Origin of the sequence: Citrobacter braakii, from assembly GCF_002075345.1 — a bacterium.
Classification (GTDB): Bacteria; Pseudomonadota; Gammaproteobacteria; order Enterobacterales; family Enterobacteriaceae; genus Citrobacter; species Citrobacter braakii.
Genome location: NZ_NAEW01000033.1, coordinates 1 through 18,441 on the forward strand (window position 1 = coordinate 1; position 18,441 = coordinate 18,441).

Sequence of the window (18,441 nt, forward strand, 5' to 3'; positions counted from 1 at the left end):
CGGGGGAGATGAATGGTGAGGCTTAGATATCCTGCGGCGGAGGTGGCGGAAACGGGGGCGTACGGGCTGCTGTTTGACAGCCTGCCGCAGTCGGCGCCGGTGACGGGACATGCGCAGGCGGTGCTGCTGCAGCAACTGGTCAATCATCTGAGAGCCAGACTGTCCGGGCCGGTGAACATCATCTGCCACCCACACCGTATTGGCCACCGTGGCAGCGTGGCGATGACGCTGGAGGGTGAGACGGGGCGGGTTGACCTGCTCATCACGGTGAACGGCAGGACGCTGTTCCCGGAGGAAGAAGACTACAACGCGCCGCGCTGGTACATCGATGTGGTGGATATGGTGGATGCGGTGTACCTGATGCTGACCCTGAACAGCGGTCTGGAGGCATAAAGACAAGGGGGATATATCGCGTTCCGGGAGCAAATTCCCGTGAATTTTATACACCTTCATAAAATAGTGATATAGTGTTACTGTAACCCTGAGTTATCATTTAAGACTGCACCAGACAGTTTCTTTGTCGCATGAAAATTAGCCCGCGCCCCGTGCGGGCATTTTTCATGAAACACAGACTCCCGATACCCACCGGTCATGAAATTTATTCACGCCGAGGAATAATACCAAAAAGGTATTATATCGTTCGTTATTTTTTCCTCTATGATAGCGCAGTCCGTCAGCGTCAGTCGCATGACGGATACACTATAATGACAGGCAGTTTTCGTTTTCGGGGAGTGATGTCTCCCCTTTTTTGGTTCCGGACTTCAGTCACGGGGACAGTGACGTCTCAGACGCCGTTCCCCATTGAGGCAATTTCCTGGTCAATCAGATACAGCCCTTCGCCGGTATCGCCCGCCAGTGCCAGCTTGTCGATAATGGATTTGAACAGTTTCTCTTCTTCGTGCTGCTCGGCGACGTACCACTGCAGGAAGTTAAAGGTGGGATAATCCTGCGTGCTCATGGCCACATGCACCAGTTCGTTGATTTTCCGGGTGATGAACTGTTCGTGTTCGTACGTTTTTTTAAACAGCGCAGCGAGAGAATCGAATTCGACCACAGGGGCTTCCACAGCGCCGATATGCGGCATACTGCCGGTATCGGTCAGATAGGCGAAGAGGCGCTGCATATGCTCCATCTCCTCCTGGGCATGGCGGCGCAGGAAATCCGCTGCGCCTTCAAAGCTGTGGTAACAGCACCAGGCGCTCATCTGCTGGTAGAGCAGGGAAGAAAAGAGCTCCATATTCAGCTGGTCGTTAAGCTTTTCAGTCATTTCTTTTTTCAGCATTGTACTTTCCTCATTGGGGTAAAAGTCGGAAGTGTGGTAAACGATAAGACATCTTAACTTAACGCGATTGGTTAAAGATGTGCAGATGGTGTGAATCACGTTCCACACAAACCCATCTCACCGATAAATTATTCTCAATACAAAATAAAGTTATTTTATTCAGTGTATTAGGAATGAATTATCAAAAAACTTAAAAAGTAGTCAGTTTGTGATTTGTTTCACATCTCTTTACGGATTTTCTATATAGTGTATATGTATATTGCAATACACTATATAAAGAGAGGCAGAATCATGATTCGGGACTTTCATTCTCATCTGGGGCGAACAAGTTCGGGGGATGCCAGTACGCCTGAAGCCCTTATTAAGACGATGGATAAATTTGAAGTTGAACAGGTGGGGGTTTCATGTCTCAGCGGTAATAATATGGAAGAACAAAATTTATATGTATATGAGGCAATGAAAAAATTCCCGGGACGTATTGTTGGATATGCTTTTATCAATCCTAAAAGCAAGAATGCAATAAATGAAATCAATAAGAATCTTGATTCAAGGGGGATGGCTGGGGTTAAGTTCCATTCATGGAAACATGGGTACTATCCTGACAACTGCCCAATATTAGATGATCTATTTACCAGGATCTCTGAGTATGAGGCTCATGTGCAGACGCATGTTGGTACAAGCCCACTAAGTACACCTGAAGCATGGGGACAAATAGCAAGAAGACATCCTGGCGTACCTGTTGTTTTTACACATATCGGCTATTATGACCAGGGGTTTATGGCCGTTGAGCTGGCAAAGAATACAGCTAATATATATCTCGAAACGTCAGGTCAGTATGATAGTTGGTTGTTACAGAAAGCAATAGATGAAGTTGATAATAATAAAATACTATTCGGGACAGACTGGCCTTATAAGTATCATTCAATTGAACTGGAAAAGTTTAAATATTTAAATATCAATAAAGTCACCAATGAGAAAATATTTAACGAAAATGCACGGAGATTATGGAAATTATGACAAATTTACTTATTGTCAGCCATGGTAATTTTGCTTCAACATTACTTGAAACAAGTGAAATGTTTATTGGTAAAAGTGAAATCGTTAAGGCGATAAATTACATGCCAGAAGAATCACCTGATTTACTTTACCAAAAAATTGAGGAGGCGATAAAAGGAAATAGTAATCCTGATGGCGTTATAATTTTTTGTGATATGAAAGGAGGTAGCCCGGCTAATGTTGCAATGAAGCTTGCATCAAATAATAAAAACATAAAGATTGTAACAGGGGTCAATATTCCTGTGATTGTTGAAGCCATAACTCTGGCTGAGGACGAAAATGTAGATGAACTCATTCAGAGTTTATCAAAAATCATACCAAATTCCGTTGAAATAATTTAACAGGATTACCCAATGGCCAATTTAAATTTACTACGAGTTGATGAGCGTTTGATTCATGGACAGATTGTTACATCCTGGGTTGCAAGATCTAAAGCAGACACAATCCTTATCGCTGATAATCTGGTTCCTGATGACGAGCTTCAGTGTGATTTATTAGCGATGGCAACTCCCCCTGGTATAGAACTGAAAATATTTTCAGTCAGGGATGCAGTTTCCTGGATCAATAGACAGTCTGATGCCCGTGTATTGTTACTTGTGAAAACACCGATGGTTGTTAATGAACTGATAACAGAGGGGCTTGAGATATCTGAAATAAATGTTGGTAATATGGGTAGTAAAAATGGCAGGGCTAAATATGCTACTACATTATGGCTTACTGAAGAGGAGAAAAAAGAGTTTTACAAATTGATTAGTCATGGGAAAAAAGTAAATCTTCAGGTATTACCTACAGACTCACCTGTAGATGTTTCTGTTTTGCTCCAGAAATAAAGTTAACGGGGGTATTATGGAATTCTGGCAAGCACTATTAATATCGTTATGGGTTGTTATAGCAATCTGTGATGATCAAACATTTCAGTTTCATATATCACGACCATTAATAACAGGGCCTGTAATTGGTTTGATTCTTGGTGATTTACATACAGGGCTTCTGGTCGGTGGTACTGTTGAGTTAATGTTCCTGGCCATTATATTTGTTGGTACCGCTGTACCTCCAAACCATACTATTGCGGCTACTCTTGGTACAGTTCTTGCCGTGAGTTCTGGCGGAAACATTGAAATTGCAATCGCTGCAGCTCTTCCGGTAGCTCTTATAGGACAAATGATGGATACTCTCCAGAATACTGTCATAAATGTTTTTTATTTGCATCGGGTTGATTCAGCTGTAATAAGAAATGATATGAGAGGGGTAGTTAGAAACAATCTAATCTTCCCTCTTTTAACAAATTTTATTTTATGGGGTTTACCTGTATTCATTGCGGTTTATCTTGGTACACAAACAGTTCTTGATTTAATGGCTATGGTTCCAGAAAAGGTTATCAAAGGACTGGCTGTAGGCGGAGGACTCATCGGGGCTGTTGGTTTTGCTCTTTTATTAAGGTCTATTAAAGCAAAACATGTATGGCCTATGTTTCTAATAGGGTTCGTTTTATCTTCCTACTTTAAATTAAATTTGATTGGGATTTCAGTTCTGGCATTTGCTTTAATAATTTTACAATTACAAAAGATGAAAAAAGAAGATATGTCAAAACAAAAGAATGGGGAGGTGGTTAAATGAGCATTTTGACTAAAAAGGATTTATGGCGTGTTTTCATAAACCAGTTTTCAATTCGCAGTTGTAATAACTTTGAACGTCAGCAGGCTGCTGGTTATACTCAGACGATGTTACCCGTTATCAGGAAATGTTATCCAGATAAATCACTACAAAAAAAAGCAATGGAACGCCATATGGAACTGTTTTTGACTCATGATATGGGGTCTGCAGTATGTATTGGGGTTTCAGCTGCGATGGAAGAGCGTATTGCACAGTCAGGGGATATCTCTGAAGATAGTGTAAATGCTGTAAAGACAGCCATGATGGGGCCTGTTGCTGGCCTGGGGGATAGTCTTATTCAGGGAACAGCCAGACCAATACTGGCCGGGCTGGGAGCTTCATTTGCATTGCAGGGAAGTGTAATTGGCAGTATTTTTTTCTTTATATGCATGATGTCCATTTCATTATCAATTCGTTGGTTTGGTGTATTCCAGGGATACAAACAAGGGGTTAAACTAGTTACAAATATGCAGAAGTCAGGCATTATCGCTAAAGTTACTGAATTGGCGGCGATTGCCGCTTATATGATAAGTGGAGCTTTTGTTGCTATTATTGTAACTGCACACACACCAATATATTTTACAGCAGGTAAGACAACTATTACATTGCAGGAAACTCTTGATAATCTGATGCCTGGTGTTATTGGCTTAATTTATACAGGAGTTATGTATTATCTTATAAGCAGGAAAAATATATCAGCTATTTCACTGATGATCTGGACTATGGTGTTTGGGGTTATTATGGTTTATTTCGGAATATTATCGTAGGTGGAATATGGTTATTGATTTTAATGTTACAATAGGTCACTTTCCGGAAGGGAAAAATATAGGGCATGAAGATATATTAAAAATAATGGATCGGGCGGGTATAGAAAAGGCGGTTGTATCAACACCTGGTTTCTATAGCGATCATGAAGAAGTAGACTTCCTTTATCTGGAAACCAAAAAATGTTTAGATCGTCTTATTCCATTTGGAATACTTAACCCCAAGTCATCTCAGGTGGAAAGTAACCTTAGAAGAATCTGTGATTATGGATTTAAAGGAATCAGGTTTGATCCATTGAATCACGGTTATTCGGCTTCTCAGTGTGCTAAACTTGACGAAGTTTTATGCTGGATTAATCTGATAAAGAAACCTGTTTCAATAACAACAGGAATAACAACTTCAGGGGACCCTGCTCAATGGTTGTCTTTGATTCGTAAATATCCTGATTTGAAGTTTATATTACTGGGAATGGGGGCTTTTGATTTTGGTTATGGGTGTGTTGAGTATGCATCACAAATGGAAAATATTTATCTTGAAACATCTCTACAGTATGAAATACAAATTATCAAAAAAGCGATTTCTGTTCTTGATGGTGACAGAATATTATTTGGGAGCGGGGCACCTAATAAAATTCCTGAAGTTGAAATTCTCAAAATAAAATCAGCTATTAAAAATGAAGAACTTTACAAAAAAATAACTTGTTCGCAAGCACAAAAAATCTTGTTAATATAAAAGAGGATGTTATGAATAAAAATAAAGTTTTGGGGTGCCTGATTGGGGCCGCTATGGGAGATGCTATGGGGGCTGCTACAGAACTACGAACTATTGAGCAGATCAAAAAAGATTTTGGAGGATGGGTTACTGATTTTATTAAACCGCCTGCGGATACGTTTGGTCGTTGCAATGAAGCGGCTCAGTGTACTGATGATTTTATACAAGGTTATTATATACTGAACGAAGCTATATTAAATAAAGGAATTATTACCGAAGATGTTATGTTAAAGGCATTTCGCCACTGGCTTGATTATCCATACTATTTGAATTTTACAGGGCCTACTACTCGTGCAGCAATGCAGAAATTATTCAATGATAAACGTATGTCATTGCAGGGTGCTGTAGAAGCCTCATCGCAACCCTCAGATGTTATATTGATTAATAATGGAAATGTAGCTGCCACAAATGGGGCCGCGATGAAAATATGGGTTTCTGTTCTTCTGACTAAAGGATTAAGTTGTGAAGAAAAAGAAGAACAGTTGCTGGCTAATATTTATTCAGTATGCAAATTAACACATAACAATGTACTATCAATATCTGGTGCTGCTGCAGTAGCGTTTGCAATCAGTACTGCACTCAATGAAAATTGTAGCTTTGATGATATTTTTACTGCAGCTATAGACGGTGCTGAAAAAGGCTATTCTTACGCGTTCAAAAGAGGAGCAATGATGGTTGCAGGGGCTTCTGTTTCTGAACGTATCAAACTTGCCGTCAGTATTGGTAATAGTTACAATGACTGGCCTGAAGCGGTTAAACCGCTGGCGGATATTATTGGTAGTGGTCTTCAGGCAAATGAAGCAGTACCTGTTACTTTTGGCCTTCTCGCCAGCTGCAGAAAAAAGCCTCTCGATGCTATACTCGGCGGCGTGAATATTGGCAATGATACTGATACTGTAGCCACTATGGCAGGGGCTATTGCGGGAGCATTTTCTGGTGTCATGGCGTTCGACAGGGATGATATCGAAAAGCTGGAATCAGCTAATGGTTTTAGTTTCCAGAAAATGGTAGCTGAACTGGCAAGTATTCCTGGTTAATGAGTTGATAAGGGGGAGTGAATGAAGCTGGATAAATCAAGTTTTGTACCATTATACAGACAACTGGTTACTGTTTTTTACAGACGAATACTTGAAGGTGTTTATCCACTTCATTCATTAGTTCCAGCTCAGAAAGAGATAGCAAATGAATTTGATATCAGTCTCATTGTTGTGCGTCAGGCCTGGCAGGAGATGATAAATGACAAAATAATAATTTCACACAGAGGGCATGGTAGTATTGTTAACAAGTTACCTGATGGACGGAATTTGAATCATAGTATTCACGGGCTTACTTATGATTCGGGTAAAAAAGTTACTCATGAATTAATTGAATTCAAAACTAATCAGGATGATTCTTTAATTTGTAATCACTTTCTTGAAAACAATTGCAAGGGTTATACATATCTGAAAAGATTGAGGTTTGTTGATGATGTTGCTGTTTCCATTGAGAGAAATTATCTTAACAGGAATGTTATAGATCAGTTTGATGTTGACAGATATAATAAAAGCTTATCGCTGTATTCATATCTTACAGAAAATTATAATATTTCTATATTATATGCGAATGAGAAAATACAGGCTGTAAATGCGGATAAGGATATAGCGAAAACGCTTTCTGTTTCTTTCGGAACACCTTTGCTTTCTGTTGTAAGAAAAACTTTTTGTCAGGAAGGTATGTTTGAATATACAGAGTATATTATTAAATCTGAATATTTTGGTGAGGTGAGATATGATAATATCAGATCAGAGTTTTAAATTTCTGATTTCCTCATGATGTGAATAAATTGTGTTTTCTATTCATAGGGTAATTTTGCAGATATCTTATCTTCACAGATTTTGATGTGTACCGACAATAAAGTGTATCTGCTGTTTTTTGTGGTTAACAGCACCACTGATGGTGGTGGATACCCGAATAAATCTTCATTTATTCCGGTGTTTTATTGCCAGGTACAGCAATAATCCGGCAACATATACGATAAATAAAACCAGCAGAACCTGATAACTTTCCATTCCTTCTCCTGAAGCAATAAAGGCGCCAGTGACGGCGCCTTTATCCTTTTTATTCCGCGAAATCAGCGGCGAACTGCGCTGCCGTGGTGTCCGGTGCCACCATGGTCGGGAAGACGTCCGCCTCCTGCAGCGCCTCAAAACCGTCATTGCCATAGCGGAAATGGAAATGCGTCAGGGCGGTGTGGTCTTCAGACACTTCTGGCGTCATCAGCATGACGTCGCGCCATGCGCCTTCATCTTCGCTGGTGAATTTGCTCCACTGCAGTTCGTGTTCCCCGTATGTGGTGGTGACGGAGCCGGCATAAGTGTACTTTCCGGTGACCTGGCTGCCGTCTCCCAGGGTGAACGTGATGTCATTATCACCAATCGTCATGCCCTTAATGGCGGTGTTCCATTTGCTGAGTTTGTTTGCTTTCCATTCCTGTGCACTGATACCGTCTTTTTTGCCCTGTTCCTCATAGGCAGACTGCAGGTCACTGTCCACGGCAGGCGTGTTCAGCAACGAGACGGCAGAGACCCATTCACCTTTCCAGGAGGCAAGGTCTTCCGCGTGGACGCCAGCGACGGCGCTGAAGGAGAGTCCGGCAGCGACGAGAATGGCAGGAATGAAAGATACGGAACGTCGGATATGGTGTAACAGCATGATACATAATCTCCCTGATTGTGGTATGAATATGAGAATGGTAATCATTTATAATGATGATGGTCAACTCAGTGTGATGACTGAACGGGGAGCGCAGTAATGTTGTGGACAGAGTCTGTTACTGAATGGGTGGCTGATGGTAAACCGGTTCAGGTTGGTTTGTCTCGCTATGGCAGTGGTCCGGAGATGTTATTGTTGCCGGCGCTGAGTTCCATTTCCACCCGGGATGAGTTACGCGAGTTGCAGATGCGTCTGGGGAAACATTATTCCACTCTTTCTGTTGACTGGCCGGGCTTCGGCACACTACCCCGTCCGGAGGTGGCGTGGCGACCGGAGCATTACCGGCATTTTCTCCGGTATCTGACCAGAAACGTGACGCAGCCTGAGGTGACGGTGGCCTGTGGTCATGCAGCCGGTTATCTGCTGGCGCAGGCGGCAGAAAGTCCCGGTTCAGTGGGGCGTCTGTGCCTGCTTTCCCCGACCTGGCGCGGGCCGTTGCCGACAATGCTGAAAAGACGACCGGATTTTTTACGAAGGCTGCCGGGGCTGACAGATTTACCGGGTATCGGCGCGGTATTTTACCGGCTGAATGTCAACAGCCAGCTTATCAGAATGATGGGGCGGGGGCATGTTTACGAAAATCCGCAGTGGCTGACGGAAACACGGCTGGCGGGGAAACTCAGGGTGACGGAAGCGTCGGGGGCGCGTCACGCCTCGTTTCGTTTCGTGACAGGCGCGCTGGATCTGTTCACGGACAGAGGGCGTTTTCTGGACACACTGAAGCATATCAGCCGCCCGGTTCTGGTGGTGACGGGAAGATATACCCCGGAGAAATCCCGCGAGGAAATGGATGCCCTGTGTGCCCTGCCGGGCGTGGTGTCTTCAGAACTGCCCGGGGGAAAGCTCTCATTTTATGAAGAGTGTCCGGAGGAGACGGCCGACGTTATTCTCCGGTTTCTGGCACCAGAATGCCTGGCTGAATGAGAGGGGTGTTATGAAATTATCCGTTAACTTTACAGGAGCAGGGTAATGGTAAAAGAAAAGCTGAAAACCCGGAACGGGAAGCGGTTTCTGTTATCCGTTGCGGTGGTATTTATTATTGCGACAACCGTCATGACGCGGGCAACAATCGGAGGGGTTATCTGGCAGTATCATATTGAATTGTCCGACTGGACGCTTTCAATGTATATGATCCAGTCGGCGATGATATTTGTTTACAGCGTGGTGTTTACGGTGCTGTTTTCTATTCCGCTGGGTATTTTTTTCCTCAGCGATGATAAGAAGTGACGGATCGCGATTTGTTATTTGCCGGAGGCTTTATCAATTGCCGCCTGCAACGTTTCTTCTGTGGTCATGCCGGGAATTACTGTCGTATTTTCCGGCGTGGCATTTTTCGCAGGCATAATAATCAGCCCCGGGGTCCCCTGCAGGCCGATTTCCTGTGCCAGCGTGCTGGTTTTATCCAGTTCATCCTGTACGTCTGCCGCCACAGAAACGTTAAACTTCACGGAGTCCGCGACCTTGCTGACATCCTTATCTGTCAGCTTTCCTTCAAAATGTCCGGTGGCGAATACCCCGTTATGATAGGCCAGATAAGCCTCCGGTCCTTTCTGTTTCCAAATCCGGAGTCCGGTCCGGGCTGCCGACATTGACACCGGCCAGCTGCGTGCGAAAATAGGCCATTCGCGGAAGACGAAGCGTACGCCGGAATTAGCTTTCATGATATTTTCCAGCACCGGAGCCAGATGACTGCAGTATACGCACTGGTAATCAAAAAACTCGACAACCACCACGCCTGCGTCAGCCGGACCATAAGTCGGCGCATCCTTATCCAGCAGTAATAGCTTCTGACTGGCGATGGCGGCGGTTGCCATTTTCTGCATCTGTTGTTGCTGTGAGCGGGCCTCAAGCTCCTGGCTGACCTTCACCAGAATATCGGGATGTGCGAGAAGATAATCAGCAGCGACTTCTCCGATACGGTTTTCCTGCTCCGGCGTAAAGGGACTGGTTGTGGTTTTTTTTGCCGGGACGGGATCGGCGTTCTGGTTTGCGGCGGCAGTGAAAGGGAGAATTCCCGCAAAGGCCAGAAGTATGACGGCGATCAGCTTCATCTTCATGAAATGTGTCCTTATTTATTGAGTGGTTTTGCCCGGAATAATGGCTCAGTGCAGGTATGGTGTGTGATTTTCAGGAGAGGAAACAGGCTCCTGCGCTTCGTTGTTAATAAACTGAATCCTGTGCCCGCAGGGCAGACGTGACTCAAAATACTCAATGTTCTGCGCGGTCATCAGGGAGTGAGTCGCCACAGCCAGCAGAAGCAGCTTCTCCTGCAGATTTTCTGAGTACGTGTCAAGGAGGCAGTGGAGGTCGTTCAGCGCCTCCATACTGACGTTCATTTCACAGTATGTCGTGTTGTCATCTTCGTTGTTATTGCCTGGCATGGTTCTCTCCGGTTATGTGCAACCGCAATCCAGCGGGGCGACAGAGCGATGCTGACGGATATCCCCCGTGATTATCGTGGACTCTGACTTTTGCACAGGCAGAACGGATAATTCCAGTTTTTTAATTTGTTGCCCGCCACATAATATCAGGGCAACCTTCTGGCCCGGATGGGACCACGAGCAGGAGGGTTGCCGGTGGGGACCTCATGATGTTATATGGTCACGGTCAAAAACAAATGCAGGGGTGAGCGGGGCCGGGAAATGAGTCAAAGAAAGATATTCCACAGTGACAGTTTGTCTGAGCATCTTGATGTACTGATATCCCGGCTTGCTCAGAAATCAGAAAAGAAAAATCTTTCCCGGTACCCGGTTTATGGTTTCAGGGTGTACATACTGGATATCAGTGAAGATATGAGAGTGTTTTGCAGAAGACACGGAATAAAAATCGGGTATGCCCGATTTATGGAAACGGAGTTCAGGGGAGGGGAGGATACCCTTACTGTTTTCGTCAAAAGATTTTTTTCTGCTGTGCCGGAGAATGAGGCACGCATCAGTTATCTGTATGATGCTGAAACCTGAATTTGCGGGTAACACCCCCTGTCCGTGCTGCGATCATCCGTGAGTAAGTCACCGTACTGACGCTCATTTCACAGTATGTCGTTTCGCTGTCGTCGTTGTTATAATCGGGGATGGTAATATACGGTCATTATCCATCAACTCACGGGCAGATGCGTCCCGTGATGATTGCGGGCTCTGGCTTTTGCACAGGCAGAGCGAATAATTCCAGCTTTTTAATTTCTGACCCGCCACATAACGTTAACGATAACCTGTGGTGTGGCACCGCACCACAGGTGCCGCACTGCTCAGTGCAGATGCGAACGGTCCGCTTCTGGTTCATCCCCGTCTTCATCGTCATCGGTGCGGGTGAGCGTTATTCCGTGTCCGTCCGGTGTGCGGGATTCGATACAGTCAATATCCAGCGATGTCATGAATGAGTGTGCCGTGGCGGCCAGCACCATCAGCGCCTCATGCGGGTCACTGGTGTGAGATTCCAGCGTCCGGACCACGGCCATAATGGCGTCCGGCGTGACGGGCTGTTTTTTTCGTTTATCTTTTTTATCGCTCTGGCGCATACGGGTTACCTGGTTCAGAAAACAGTCCATTTAAATTATCAGAAATGGATTTTGATTTCCCCGCTGAATTTTTTATCGCCCCCCCACACAATGCCCGGATGTATGACGCACATCCGGAGGACCCGTGTCCCGCAATCTTATTATTTCACCGTTGTTACTGAGCGTACTGCTGCTGTCACTGCCGTCCCGGGCGGCGATGGTGGTGTACACCGACCATGCCCACCCGCCTGCAGGCGTAACCGGCGATACCCGCGTGGTCTGGCTTGATGCGCCGGAACAGCTGCAGCAGTCGCTGTTTGGTTCCCTGACGTCAGACCCCAAAGAAGCGGAACGCCGGGCGCAGGCGGTGATTCATTCCGCAGGCTGGCAGCAGAAACAGGCTGAACTGGCGCAGGCTTACCGGGGACTGCTGCAGGCCTGGCAACTGGGGCTGGAGAAATACCCGGCGGTGGTGTCTGACGACCGGTATGTGGTCTACGGCACAGCGGACGTGGTGGTGGCGGAAGGGCTGTTCCGCAGTCACAAAACCCGGGAGGGACAACGATGACGCGTCACAGTCTGTCATACCGGCTGAAGCCGGTGGCGCTGGCCCTGATACTGGGAGCCGGGTTTCCGTCAGTGACTGAAGCGGCGGTTAACACCGCCACCCTGATTGCCGGCAGCGCCTCGCCCTCGTGTATCAGCTGGCGGGTGAAGGGTATCTGCTACTGGCTGTTCTGTACGCCCTTTGGTTGTACGGTGAAAACATCGGTGAAGGTGGAGCACTTCATCCCGGAGGCGGTGGTGTCCGTCTACCAGGACAGGGGCGAAAACCCCTGGACGGAGATGAAAGCAGTCAGCGGCGCATCGGGCGGGGTGGAGAATGCCGTCAGTTCCGGGCTGGCCGGACTGAGTGCCGGCGGCGGGCAGTCCACGGCAAAACGGCCGCAGGGCAGTGAGAGCCTGCTGAGTACAAGATTTAAGTACGCCGACGCCATCGGCCATCCGGCCACCTCACTTATCGGCGGGCAGATACCGGGATATTCCTGCAAAAGCGCCGCCACCCCGATGGTTCCCTATTTCCTGAGTACGCTGGACAGCCTGGCCTGGCGCACGGGTCTGCCGGAAGCCCTGTATCCGGAAGCGCTGATACCCGGCAAACGGGAAATCGGCAGCATGACCGACAGAAACATGTGGGGCAACGTCTATCCGCGCGGCGGTTTTGTCACCCAACAGGATGACTATAAAGCCGGGGCCGTCATAGCCCAGCGGGTGGCGGACATCATCACCCGCAGCGGACAGGTACACGTCTACCAGCCGCTGACCGGAAAACACCGACCGGGCTACTGGCCGCCGGACCCGGTGACGGAAAACACCGGCACAAAAAAACACAAATGGCAGCGTCTGGCACCTGCCGCCTCACAGTCCTGCGCGGTATTCCCGGATACCGGCGGGAAGGTGGCGGAAGACGGCAACTACGCCTGGACACTGTGGCAACCGTACAGCTGCTGCAAACCACGCGGTCAGAAGTTTCTTTACAGCACCGATTTCAGCTGAGGTACCGATGGAAACAACACAGCAGGCAACACAGCAAAAAACACGATTTTCCCGGCCTCTCCTTGTGCCGGTCGTGGCCCTGACGATGGTAGCCGGAATGATGCTGCCCGGACAGGCATCAGCGGTTTCGCTTCCTTCCCTTTCCGGGGCCGGTAAGACAGCGGGCGATGCCGTTGGTAATGCGGTCAGCGACGGCCTGTTCTACTCAATTGGTGGCGGGTCGGTGATATCACAGCCGCCGACCAGCAACAGCATGCAGCTCCTGGGGCTGAAGGCGGGCATCAACAGCGACCTGATGTGCGGCAACTTTGACATCAAAACCACGGTCAGCAACCAGCTTAACGGACTGACCAGCGGATTTAAGGACCTGATGGGCGATGTGATGCAGGGTGCCACGGGAGCAGTGACCAGCATGCCGGCGATGATTGTTCAGCGGGCCAATCCGGGGCTGTACGACATGATAACCAACGGCGTGGCGCAGGCAGGCCTCTCTTTTGACCGCTCAAAGCTGAGCTGTGAAAACATGTCGAAGAAACTGGCGGACTACACCATGGGAGACCGGGCCTGGACGGACTCGGCGGTCGGGGATGAATACCGTGATGCGGTGAACCGCAGCGGCGGGGATGCGCTGAAGGCAGAGGAGGCGAAGGACAATGCCACCGGAGAAGAGGGTGCCCGCTGGATTGGGGGGCAGAAAGCCGGCGGGAAGGGGCAGCCGGCAATACAACCCACTCACGACCTGGCGAAAGCCGGGTACAACATGATGAATAACCAGCCGGTCAACAGTAACGGCAGCGTGCCGAAAAACCGGTGTAACGGCTCGGCCTGCCGGCTGTTCAGTAACGCGGAGGAGGCGGCTGCGGCGGTGGTGAAAGTGCTGGGTGACCGCAGTATCCGCACCTGTACGGACCCGTCGAAGTGTCAGAGCGGCGGGGAAGCTAATGCGCCGGGCGCGTCGGTGGCCGGTACCGGTTTTGGTCCGATGCTGGATGAGGCGACGAAAACGAACCTGGAGACGCTGAACCGGCTGGTGAACAGCCGTGGGGCACCCTCTGCGGAAGAGCTCGGCAAACTGAAAACCGGTGGCCTGGCGGTCACCCGCGGGGTGATTGAGGCGCTGCGCGATGACACGGACCGGAGCGCGCTGGTACAGCGTCTTGCCAGCGAGCTGGCGATGGCGGACACCATTGAGACCGCGCTGGCCATGCGGCAGATGCTGACGACCGGGGAGTCAGAACCGAATGCGGCGGCACAGAAGCAGGCCATCGAGGAGGGCGACCGGCGTATTGACTCGCTCGACAGGGGACTGGAAACCCTGAAGAACGAGATGGAGCTTCGCCGGGCCATCAGCAGTAACAGCCTGCTGAAGACGCTGGAGCGTCAGGAGATACGTAACAGCGGGAACCAACTGATGCAGAAGGGCAACGGTGCGGATGAGAAAATGGGCGCGCTTGAACAGAAGGGGGATGAATGATGAAAACGCCTTTTCTGATTTCAGTCGTTTCCGGAACCCGGCGGGCCGGTCGCTGGCTGCGACACGGTTCGGCGGTGTCATTTCGTGTGATCCTCTGGGGCGTGCTGCTGAGCATGCTGGTGATGTTACTGGTGGCCATCGTGCTCCGGGACCCGCAGGGTGACGCGGTACGGCAGTGGCTGTTCCATGCCCGCTGGTCGTTACTGGCCTGGCGGATGGTACTGTACGGCATTCTTGCGGGGTTCTGGGTGTGGCCGGGAGAGCTACGCCGGTGGTACCTGAAACAGCTCAGGGCCTCCGGGCATCCGAACCCGCAGTTCGCGCTGTTTCGTACGGAAATTATCCCCGTCCTGCTGATAGCGCTGTCTGAATACAACACCTGGACACAGATTCCCTGAGGAGACACCATGACCGCGAACAGTATTATTGAGTACATTTTGGTGTTTTTCGGCTGGGTACTGAACAACGCGATGTGGAACATCATTTTCGGTACCGGGTTATACCTGCTGCCTCTGGTGTTCAAATGCACGGGCGTCTGGCTGAAAATCCGGGAAGAGGGATTTGATGAAGGGAACAAGGGGCTGCTGCTGCAGCCCCGCCTGGAGCATGCGTTGTATGTACCGTACCTGGTTATTCTGTTCTGTGTCCTGCCGGTTGTTCCTGTTGATATCAGCGCGATGAAGTTTGACAGCAGCCGGGCAAAACAGTGCCATGTGTCGGTGGCCAGCCCGAAGGATTCGGGCTACAGCCCGCTGGTAAATGACCTGGGGGGCATGACGGCGAATATTTCCGTCTGGTGGTATCTGGTTCACAAGCTGTCGAAAGGGGTGACGCAGGCGATGACGGCGTCCATTCCCTGCGGAGGGCAAATCCGTCAGTTGCGTTTTGAGGTCCAGCAGAGCCAGTTGAGCGACCCGATACTGGCGCAGGAGTTGCAGGAGTTCGCCAACAGTTGCTATGCGCGGGCGTATTACAGGCTGAAAAACAGCAATCCGTCCCTGACAGACAAAACCATTAACTCAGTGGGCTGGATTGGCAGTGATTATTTCCTGAACACGGAAGGGTATTACGACACCTACACATCGAAACAGCCGAAGAAGGCGTGGCCGTGGAATGAGAAGCGGGATGCGGGGTATGCAAACACGGGCGACGGAGGATATCCGACCTGTAAACAGTGGTGGCTGGATGCGAAAAAAGGGCTGAAGGACCGGGTACTGGCCAGCATGTTACCGAAAGTCACTAACGACTTACGCCGGCAGGTGGGGAAGGACTGGGAGGAAACGGCGCTGCGCTGGCTGGTCAGTCCGCAGAACGTCCGCCGTTCGGTGGGGAATGACTCCTATATTCTGGGCAGTAATGATAACCCTGTCGGTGGCGTGGGCGTGTTAACCCGTGCGGGAACGACAATTGGACTGGGGCTGAAACAGCTGGATACGCAGCCGGGGTTTGATGCGCTGAAACTGGCCCTGCCGATAGTCCAAGCTCTGCTGGAAATGCTGGTGATTGTGGGTATCCCGGTGGTACTGATGTTCAGTGCGTATGAACCGAAGACGATTGTGACCATCACTTTTGCGCAGTTTGCGCTGATATTTATCTCATTCTGGTGGGAGGTGGCAGGGTGGCTTGACGACAAGGTGCTGATGATGACTTATGACAGCATAACGGATTTTACGAAGTCGGTGAATGATGGCTGGATCATGAATATTGTTCTGGGGACTATGTATGCGGCTTTCCCTCTGGGATGGTTTGCGATGATGGGTTGGACGGGGGTCAGGATTGGCGATCTGGTTTCGCAGGGAATAAATAGGGCGGGCGGATTATCTCAAAGCGCCGCTGAAGCGGGACCTAAAGCGGCTGGAGCAGCAGCAAAAGCTGTGGTAACAAAAGGGAAGAGTTTAATGAAAAAATAAGAAATGCTGAACTGCCAGAACGGCAGTTCAGTCATAGTATGAGTTGTGTGATTCATATTTAAGCTCATATTGTTTAGTGTCATAATTATATACAACATCGTAATCATTATTTTTTTATTTGATAAAGTTTCAGTTATAGCTGTTCCACATACACCAAGAACAGAAAATAAAACGTTCCATGGATTAATTTCAGGCCACATATTTTCTTTCTGCTGCGCCTGGTTTTTTGGGTCTTTCTGGCGAGGTAAAAAGTCAGGAAAGCCCGCAGTACAGGAACGTTTAACTGTGTTTTTATTCATATCGGTTACTCCTGAAAAAATTTAAAACAGCCGAAAAATAAACTACTTTCATGTTCCCGCAGATTAAAGGAAATGTAAAATAGTCAGAAGCGATCATTTTTTTATCATCGATCGGTGAAAACGATCGTTTACAGTGTTTTTTATAAGACTGGTAGCGCTGGACAACTCTTCCAGTGGCTGAGATGCTCCGGTGGTAAAAGGAGGGGGATATGCCGGAAGAAAGGCGTAAAAACCCAACGTTACCCGATGATACAATAGCCCGGGAGCTGGAGCACAGGAAACTGTGGCGAAGGGCTGTCTGTCGCTGGCGCTATGTTCTCAGAATAACCGAGGATGCGAGAAGCGCTGAGCGGATAGTGCAACAAATGGCATGGTGTCAGCAGAAGATTCCACCAAAGCGTGCGGGAACACTGATATTGTCAGCGAATGACCTGCGTCACATTGATAAAGTCGCCCGTGCGTTGGGATGCGGCCCCATTGCCCGGCACTGGATAGAATAGCGAGCTCAGATGTGAAAAAGTGATGTTGCCTGCGGATACAGAACAGTATGCGGAACGGGTGAAGGAAGAAGTCGCTGTGCTGCGTACCAGAATGGGCGGAGCCTGTATCACGCTGAATTACCGGACCGCCAGGGTTAACGACCATCCGGTACTGCTGATTGATTTCTTTAATCCCCGGGGCAGACTGTATACCCTGCGTTACGATCTGTCGGCAGGAACGCCACAACAGAGTACCCGCCGGACGTCACTGATACTGGCGCTGACCCGCAGGGAACTGGAGGAAACGGGCAGTATGCTGCCTGACGGGATATTTCTTAATTGTGCATATCGGTTTTTTCTGTACTTTCAATGGGGACATTGTCTGCAATTTTTTTTAGTTGTTGGTAAATGTTAAATATCAGAATAATCATTTCGCATGATATACGCAGCGCGATAATGCTCAGAATAAGAATAACAAGGGTGATCGGACTCGTGAGTGGGCTCATCAGCATCCCCAGTATTCCACCGGCAATGGTGAAGAACAGAGAGAGCCAGTAAACATACTTAATTATTCCGGGGGTAACCATCCTGTCGAAGTTTAACCATTGTTTTATATCCATAATATTCCTGCTTTTGAAGATGTAATAGTGGTATTAGTGATTCAATTCAGCACGTGCCTGCGCCAGTTCTTCCCGGGCCTCAGCAAGTTTCGCCTGCCTGTCAGCGATTTTTTCACTTTTCCCGGATATCCGGGCCTGCTCCAGCTCATACTGGCGGGTTGTCACCTTTCGCTGTTTGTTGGCGACTTTTCTGTCTTTTTGCTTCGGCAGTCTGCCATCAGTACAGTATTCATCAATATGACGGAGAGCTCTTTGCAGCCCGGCCATCCGGTGAATGTTATTGTATGCCTGCGCATATTCTAACTGGTACTCCAGATGCCGGCGTTTGTAC

Annotated in this window: 27 protein-coding genes; 19 read left to right on the forward strand and 8 right to left on the reverse strand. The window is 48.4% G+C overall.

The window, feature by feature from the left end:
* Positions 1-12: 12 nt before the first annotated feature.
* The gene (locus BZK42_RS26545; protein WP_080861081.1) at positions 13-393 is read left to right on the forward strand and encodes a hypothetical protein; all 381 of its coding nucleotides are present in this window, start codon (positions 13-15) and stop codon (positions 391-393) included.
* A 391-nt stretch (positions 394-784) separates the two neighbouring features.
* On the opposite strand, the gene ftnA is transcribed toward BZK42_RS26545, so the two are convergent.
* On the reverse strand, positions 785-1,282 hold the full coding sequence (ftnA, locus tag BZK42_RS26550) for a non-heme ferritin (RefSeq protein ID WP_080861083.1): 498 nt from the start codon (positions 1,280-1,282) through the stop codon (positions 785-787).
* Between the two features lie 291 nt (positions 1,283-1,573).
* Between ftnA and BZK42_RS26555 the strand changes: the two genes are divergently transcribed.
* Genes BZK42_RS26555 through BZK42_RS26590 form a run of 8 tightly spaced genes read left to right on the forward strand, consistent with a single transcriptional unit; the run spans position 1,574 to position 7,320 of the window.
* Complete coding sequence (locus BZK42_RS26555) at positions 1,574-2,299, forward strand: amidohydrolase family protein (protein WP_080861085.1); 726 nt, start codon at positions 1,574-1,576, stop codon at positions 2,297-2,299.
* Positions 2,287-2,679: a PTS sugar transporter subunit IIA gene (locus tag BZK42_RS26560; protein WP_080861087.1), complete on the forward strand. Its 393-nt coding sequence runs from the start codon at positions 2,287-2,289 to the stop codon at positions 2,677-2,679. The genes BZK42_RS26555 and BZK42_RS26560 overlap by 13 nt, the downstream gene beginning before the upstream one ends.
* A gap of 12 nt (positions 2,680-2,691) precedes the next feature.
* A complete protein-coding gene (locus tag BZK42_RS26565) occupies positions 2,692-3,168 on the forward strand; it encodes a PTS sugar transporter subunit IIB (RefSeq protein WP_080861088.1) in 477 nt (158 codons plus the stop codon).
* 16 nt (positions 3,169-3,184) lie between these two features.
* Entirely contained in the window at positions 3,185-3,955 is a 771-nt protein-coding gene (locus BZK42_RS26570; protein ID WP_080861089.1) for a PTS mannose/fructose/sorbose/N-acetylgalactosamine transporter subunit IIC, read from the forward strand.
* Positions 3,952-4,758: a PTS system mannose/fructose/sorbose family transporter subunit IID gene (locus tag BZK42_RS26575; RefSeq protein ID WP_080861090.1), complete on the forward strand. Its 807-nt coding sequence runs from the start codon at positions 3,952-3,954 to the stop codon at positions 4,756-4,758. Before BZK42_RS26570 ends, BZK42_RS26575 begins: the two co-directional genes overlap by 4 nt.
* A 7-nt stretch (positions 4,759-4,765) precedes the next feature.
* Positions 4,766-5,488, forward strand: coding sequence for an amidohydrolase family protein (locus tag BZK42_RS26580; protein ID WP_080861091.1), 723 nt, complete (start codon positions 4,766-4,768; stop codon positions 5,486-5,488).
* Between the two features lie 11 nt (positions 5,489-5,499).
* Positions 5,500-6,564, forward strand: a complete 1,065-nt coding sequence (locus BZK42_RS26585; RefSeq protein ID WP_080861093.1) for an ADP-ribosylglycohydrolase family protein — start codon at positions 5,500-5,502, stop codon at positions 6,562-6,564.
* 21 nt (positions 6,565-6,585) lie between these two features.
* Entirely contained in the window at positions 6,586-7,320 is a 735-nt protein-coding gene (locus BZK42_RS26590; protein WP_080861095.1) for a GntR family transcriptional regulator, read from the forward strand.
* 304 nt (positions 7,321-7,624) lie between these two features.
* Here the strand turns inward: BZK42_RS26590 and BZK42_RS26595 are convergent, their stop codons facing one another.
* Positions 7,625-8,218 (reverse strand): ZinT/AdcA family metal-binding protein, encoded by a 594-nt coding sequence (locus BZK42_RS26595; protein ID WP_158083394.1) that lies wholly within the window; start codon positions 8,216-8,218, stop codon positions 7,625-7,627.
* Positions 8,219-8,317: 99 nt separating this feature from the next.
* Here BZK42_RS26595 and BZK42_RS26600 point away from each other — a divergent pair, with 99 nt between their 5' ends.
* Together BZK42_RS26600 and BZK42_RS26605 are read left to right on the forward strand one after the other, a co-directional pair.
* A complete protein-coding gene (locus BZK42_RS26600) occupies positions 8,318-9,202 on the forward strand; it encodes an alpha/beta fold hydrolase (RefSeq protein WP_080861108.1) in 885 nt (294 codons plus the stop codon).
* Between the two features lie 45 nt (positions 9,203-9,247).
* Positions 9,248-9,505: a DUF2534 family protein gene (locus tag BZK42_RS26605; protein ID WP_080861110.1), complete on the forward strand. Its 258-nt coding sequence runs from the start codon at positions 9,248-9,250 to the stop codon at positions 9,503-9,505.
* Positions 9,506-9,519: 14 nt separating this feature from the next.
* Here the strand turns inward: BZK42_RS26605 and BZK42_RS26610 are convergent, their stop codons facing one another.
* Together BZK42_RS26610 and BZK42_RS26615 are read right to left on the reverse strand one after the other, a co-directional pair.
* Positions 9,520-10,335: a DsbA family protein gene (locus BZK42_RS26610; protein WP_080861111.1), complete on the reverse strand. Its 816-nt coding sequence runs from the start codon at positions 10,333-10,335 to the stop codon at positions 9,520-9,522.
* Positions 10,336-10,380: 45 nt separating this feature from the next.
* Positions 10,381-10,659 carry a hypothetical protein gene (locus BZK42_RS26615; RefSeq protein WP_080861112.1) on the reverse strand — a complete coding sequence of 93 codons (279 nt, stop codon included), beginning with the start codon at positions 10,657-10,659 and terminating at the stop codon, positions 10,381-10,383.
* A gap of 216 nt (positions 10,660-10,875) precedes the next feature.
* Here BZK42_RS26615 and BZK42_RS26620 point away from each other — a divergent pair, with 216 nt between their 5' ends.
* Complete coding sequence (locus BZK42_RS26620; RefSeq protein ID WP_080861113.1) at positions 10,876-11,238, forward strand: hypothetical protein; 363 nt, start codon at positions 10,876-10,878, stop codon at positions 11,236-11,238.
* 284 nt (positions 11,239-11,522) lie between these two features.
* On the opposite strand, the gene BZK42_RS26625 is transcribed toward BZK42_RS26620, so the two are convergent.
* Positions 11,523-11,822, reverse strand: a complete 300-nt coding sequence (locus tag BZK42_RS26625) for a hypothetical protein (RefSeq protein ID WP_080861116.1) — start codon at positions 11,820-11,822, stop codon at positions 11,523-11,525.
* Between the two features lie 166 nt (positions 11,823-11,988).
* Here BZK42_RS26625 and BZK42_RS26630 point away from each other — a divergent pair, with 166 nt between their 5' ends.
* From BZK42_RS26630 to BZK42_RS26650, 5 genes are all read left to right on the forward strand, one after another.
* Positions 11,989-12,339 (forward strand): TIGR03757 family integrating conjugative element protein, encoded by a 351-nt coding sequence (locus BZK42_RS26630; protein WP_080861128.1) that lies wholly within the window; start codon positions 11,989-11,991, stop codon positions 12,337-12,339.
* Complete coding sequence (locus BZK42_RS26635; RefSeq protein WP_080861118.1) at positions 12,336-13,328, forward strand: TIGR03756 family integrating conjugative element protein; 993 nt, start codon at positions 12,336-12,338, stop codon at positions 13,326-13,328. Before BZK42_RS26630 ends, BZK42_RS26635 begins: the two co-directional genes overlap by 4 nt.
* A gap of 97 nt (positions 13,329-13,425) precedes the next feature.
* A complete protein-coding gene (locus tag BZK42_RS26640; RefSeq protein ID WP_143329756.1) occupies positions 13,426-14,802 on the forward strand; it encodes an integrating conjugative element protein in 1,377 nt (458 codons plus the stop codon).
* Positions 14,799-15,200 carry a hypothetical protein gene (locus BZK42_RS26645; protein WP_080861120.1) on the forward strand — a complete coding sequence of 134 codons (402 nt, stop codon included), beginning with the start codon at positions 14,799-14,801 and terminating at the stop codon, positions 15,198-15,200. The genes BZK42_RS26640 and BZK42_RS26645 overlap by 4 nt, the downstream gene beginning before the upstream one ends.
* Positions 15,201-15,209: 9 nt before the next feature.
* Positions 15,210-16,712, forward strand: a complete 1,503-nt coding sequence (locus tag BZK42_RS26650; protein WP_080861122.1) for a conjugal transfer protein TraG N-terminal domain-containing protein — start codon at positions 15,210-15,212, stop codon at positions 16,710-16,712.
* On the opposite strand, the gene BZK42_RS28600 is transcribed toward BZK42_RS26650, so the two are convergent.
* Positions 16,625-17,011 carry a hypothetical protein gene (locus tag BZK42_RS28600; RefSeq protein ID WP_143329753.1) on the reverse strand — a complete coding sequence of 129 codons (387 nt, stop codon included), beginning with the start codon at positions 17,009-17,011 and terminating at the stop codon, positions 16,625-16,627. The genes BZK42_RS26650 and BZK42_RS28600 overlap by 88 nt on opposite strands.
* Positions 17,012-17,220: 209 nt before the next feature.
* On the opposite strand from BZK42_RS28600, the gene BZK42_RS26655 reads away from it, so the two are divergent.
* Positions 17,221-17,511 (forward strand): PerC family transcriptional regulator, encoded by a 291-nt coding sequence (locus BZK42_RS26655; RefSeq protein ID WP_080861124.1) that lies wholly within the window; start codon positions 17,221-17,223, stop codon positions 17,509-17,511.
* A 19-nt stretch (positions 17,512-17,530) separates the two neighbouring features.
* Entirely contained in the window at positions 17,531-17,905 is a 375-nt protein-coding gene (locus BZK42_RS29015) for a hypothetical protein (RefSeq protein WP_169922396.1), read from the forward strand.
* On the opposite strand, the gene BZK42_RS26660 is transcribed toward BZK42_RS29015, so the two are convergent.
* The gene (locus BZK42_RS26660; protein WP_080861126.1) at positions 17,826-18,110 is read right to left on the reverse strand and encodes a DUF4282 domain-containing protein; all 285 of its coding nucleotides are present in this window, start codon (positions 18,108-18,110) and stop codon (positions 17,826-17,828) included. The genes BZK42_RS29015 and BZK42_RS26660 overlap by 80 nt on opposite strands.
* Positions 18,111-18,143: 33 nt before the next feature.
* Positions 18,144-18,441, reverse strand: a 298-nt coding sequence (locus tag BZK42_RS26665) for a DUF1090 domain-containing protein (protein ID WP_080861127.1), incomplete at its 5' end; no start/stop codon positions are given.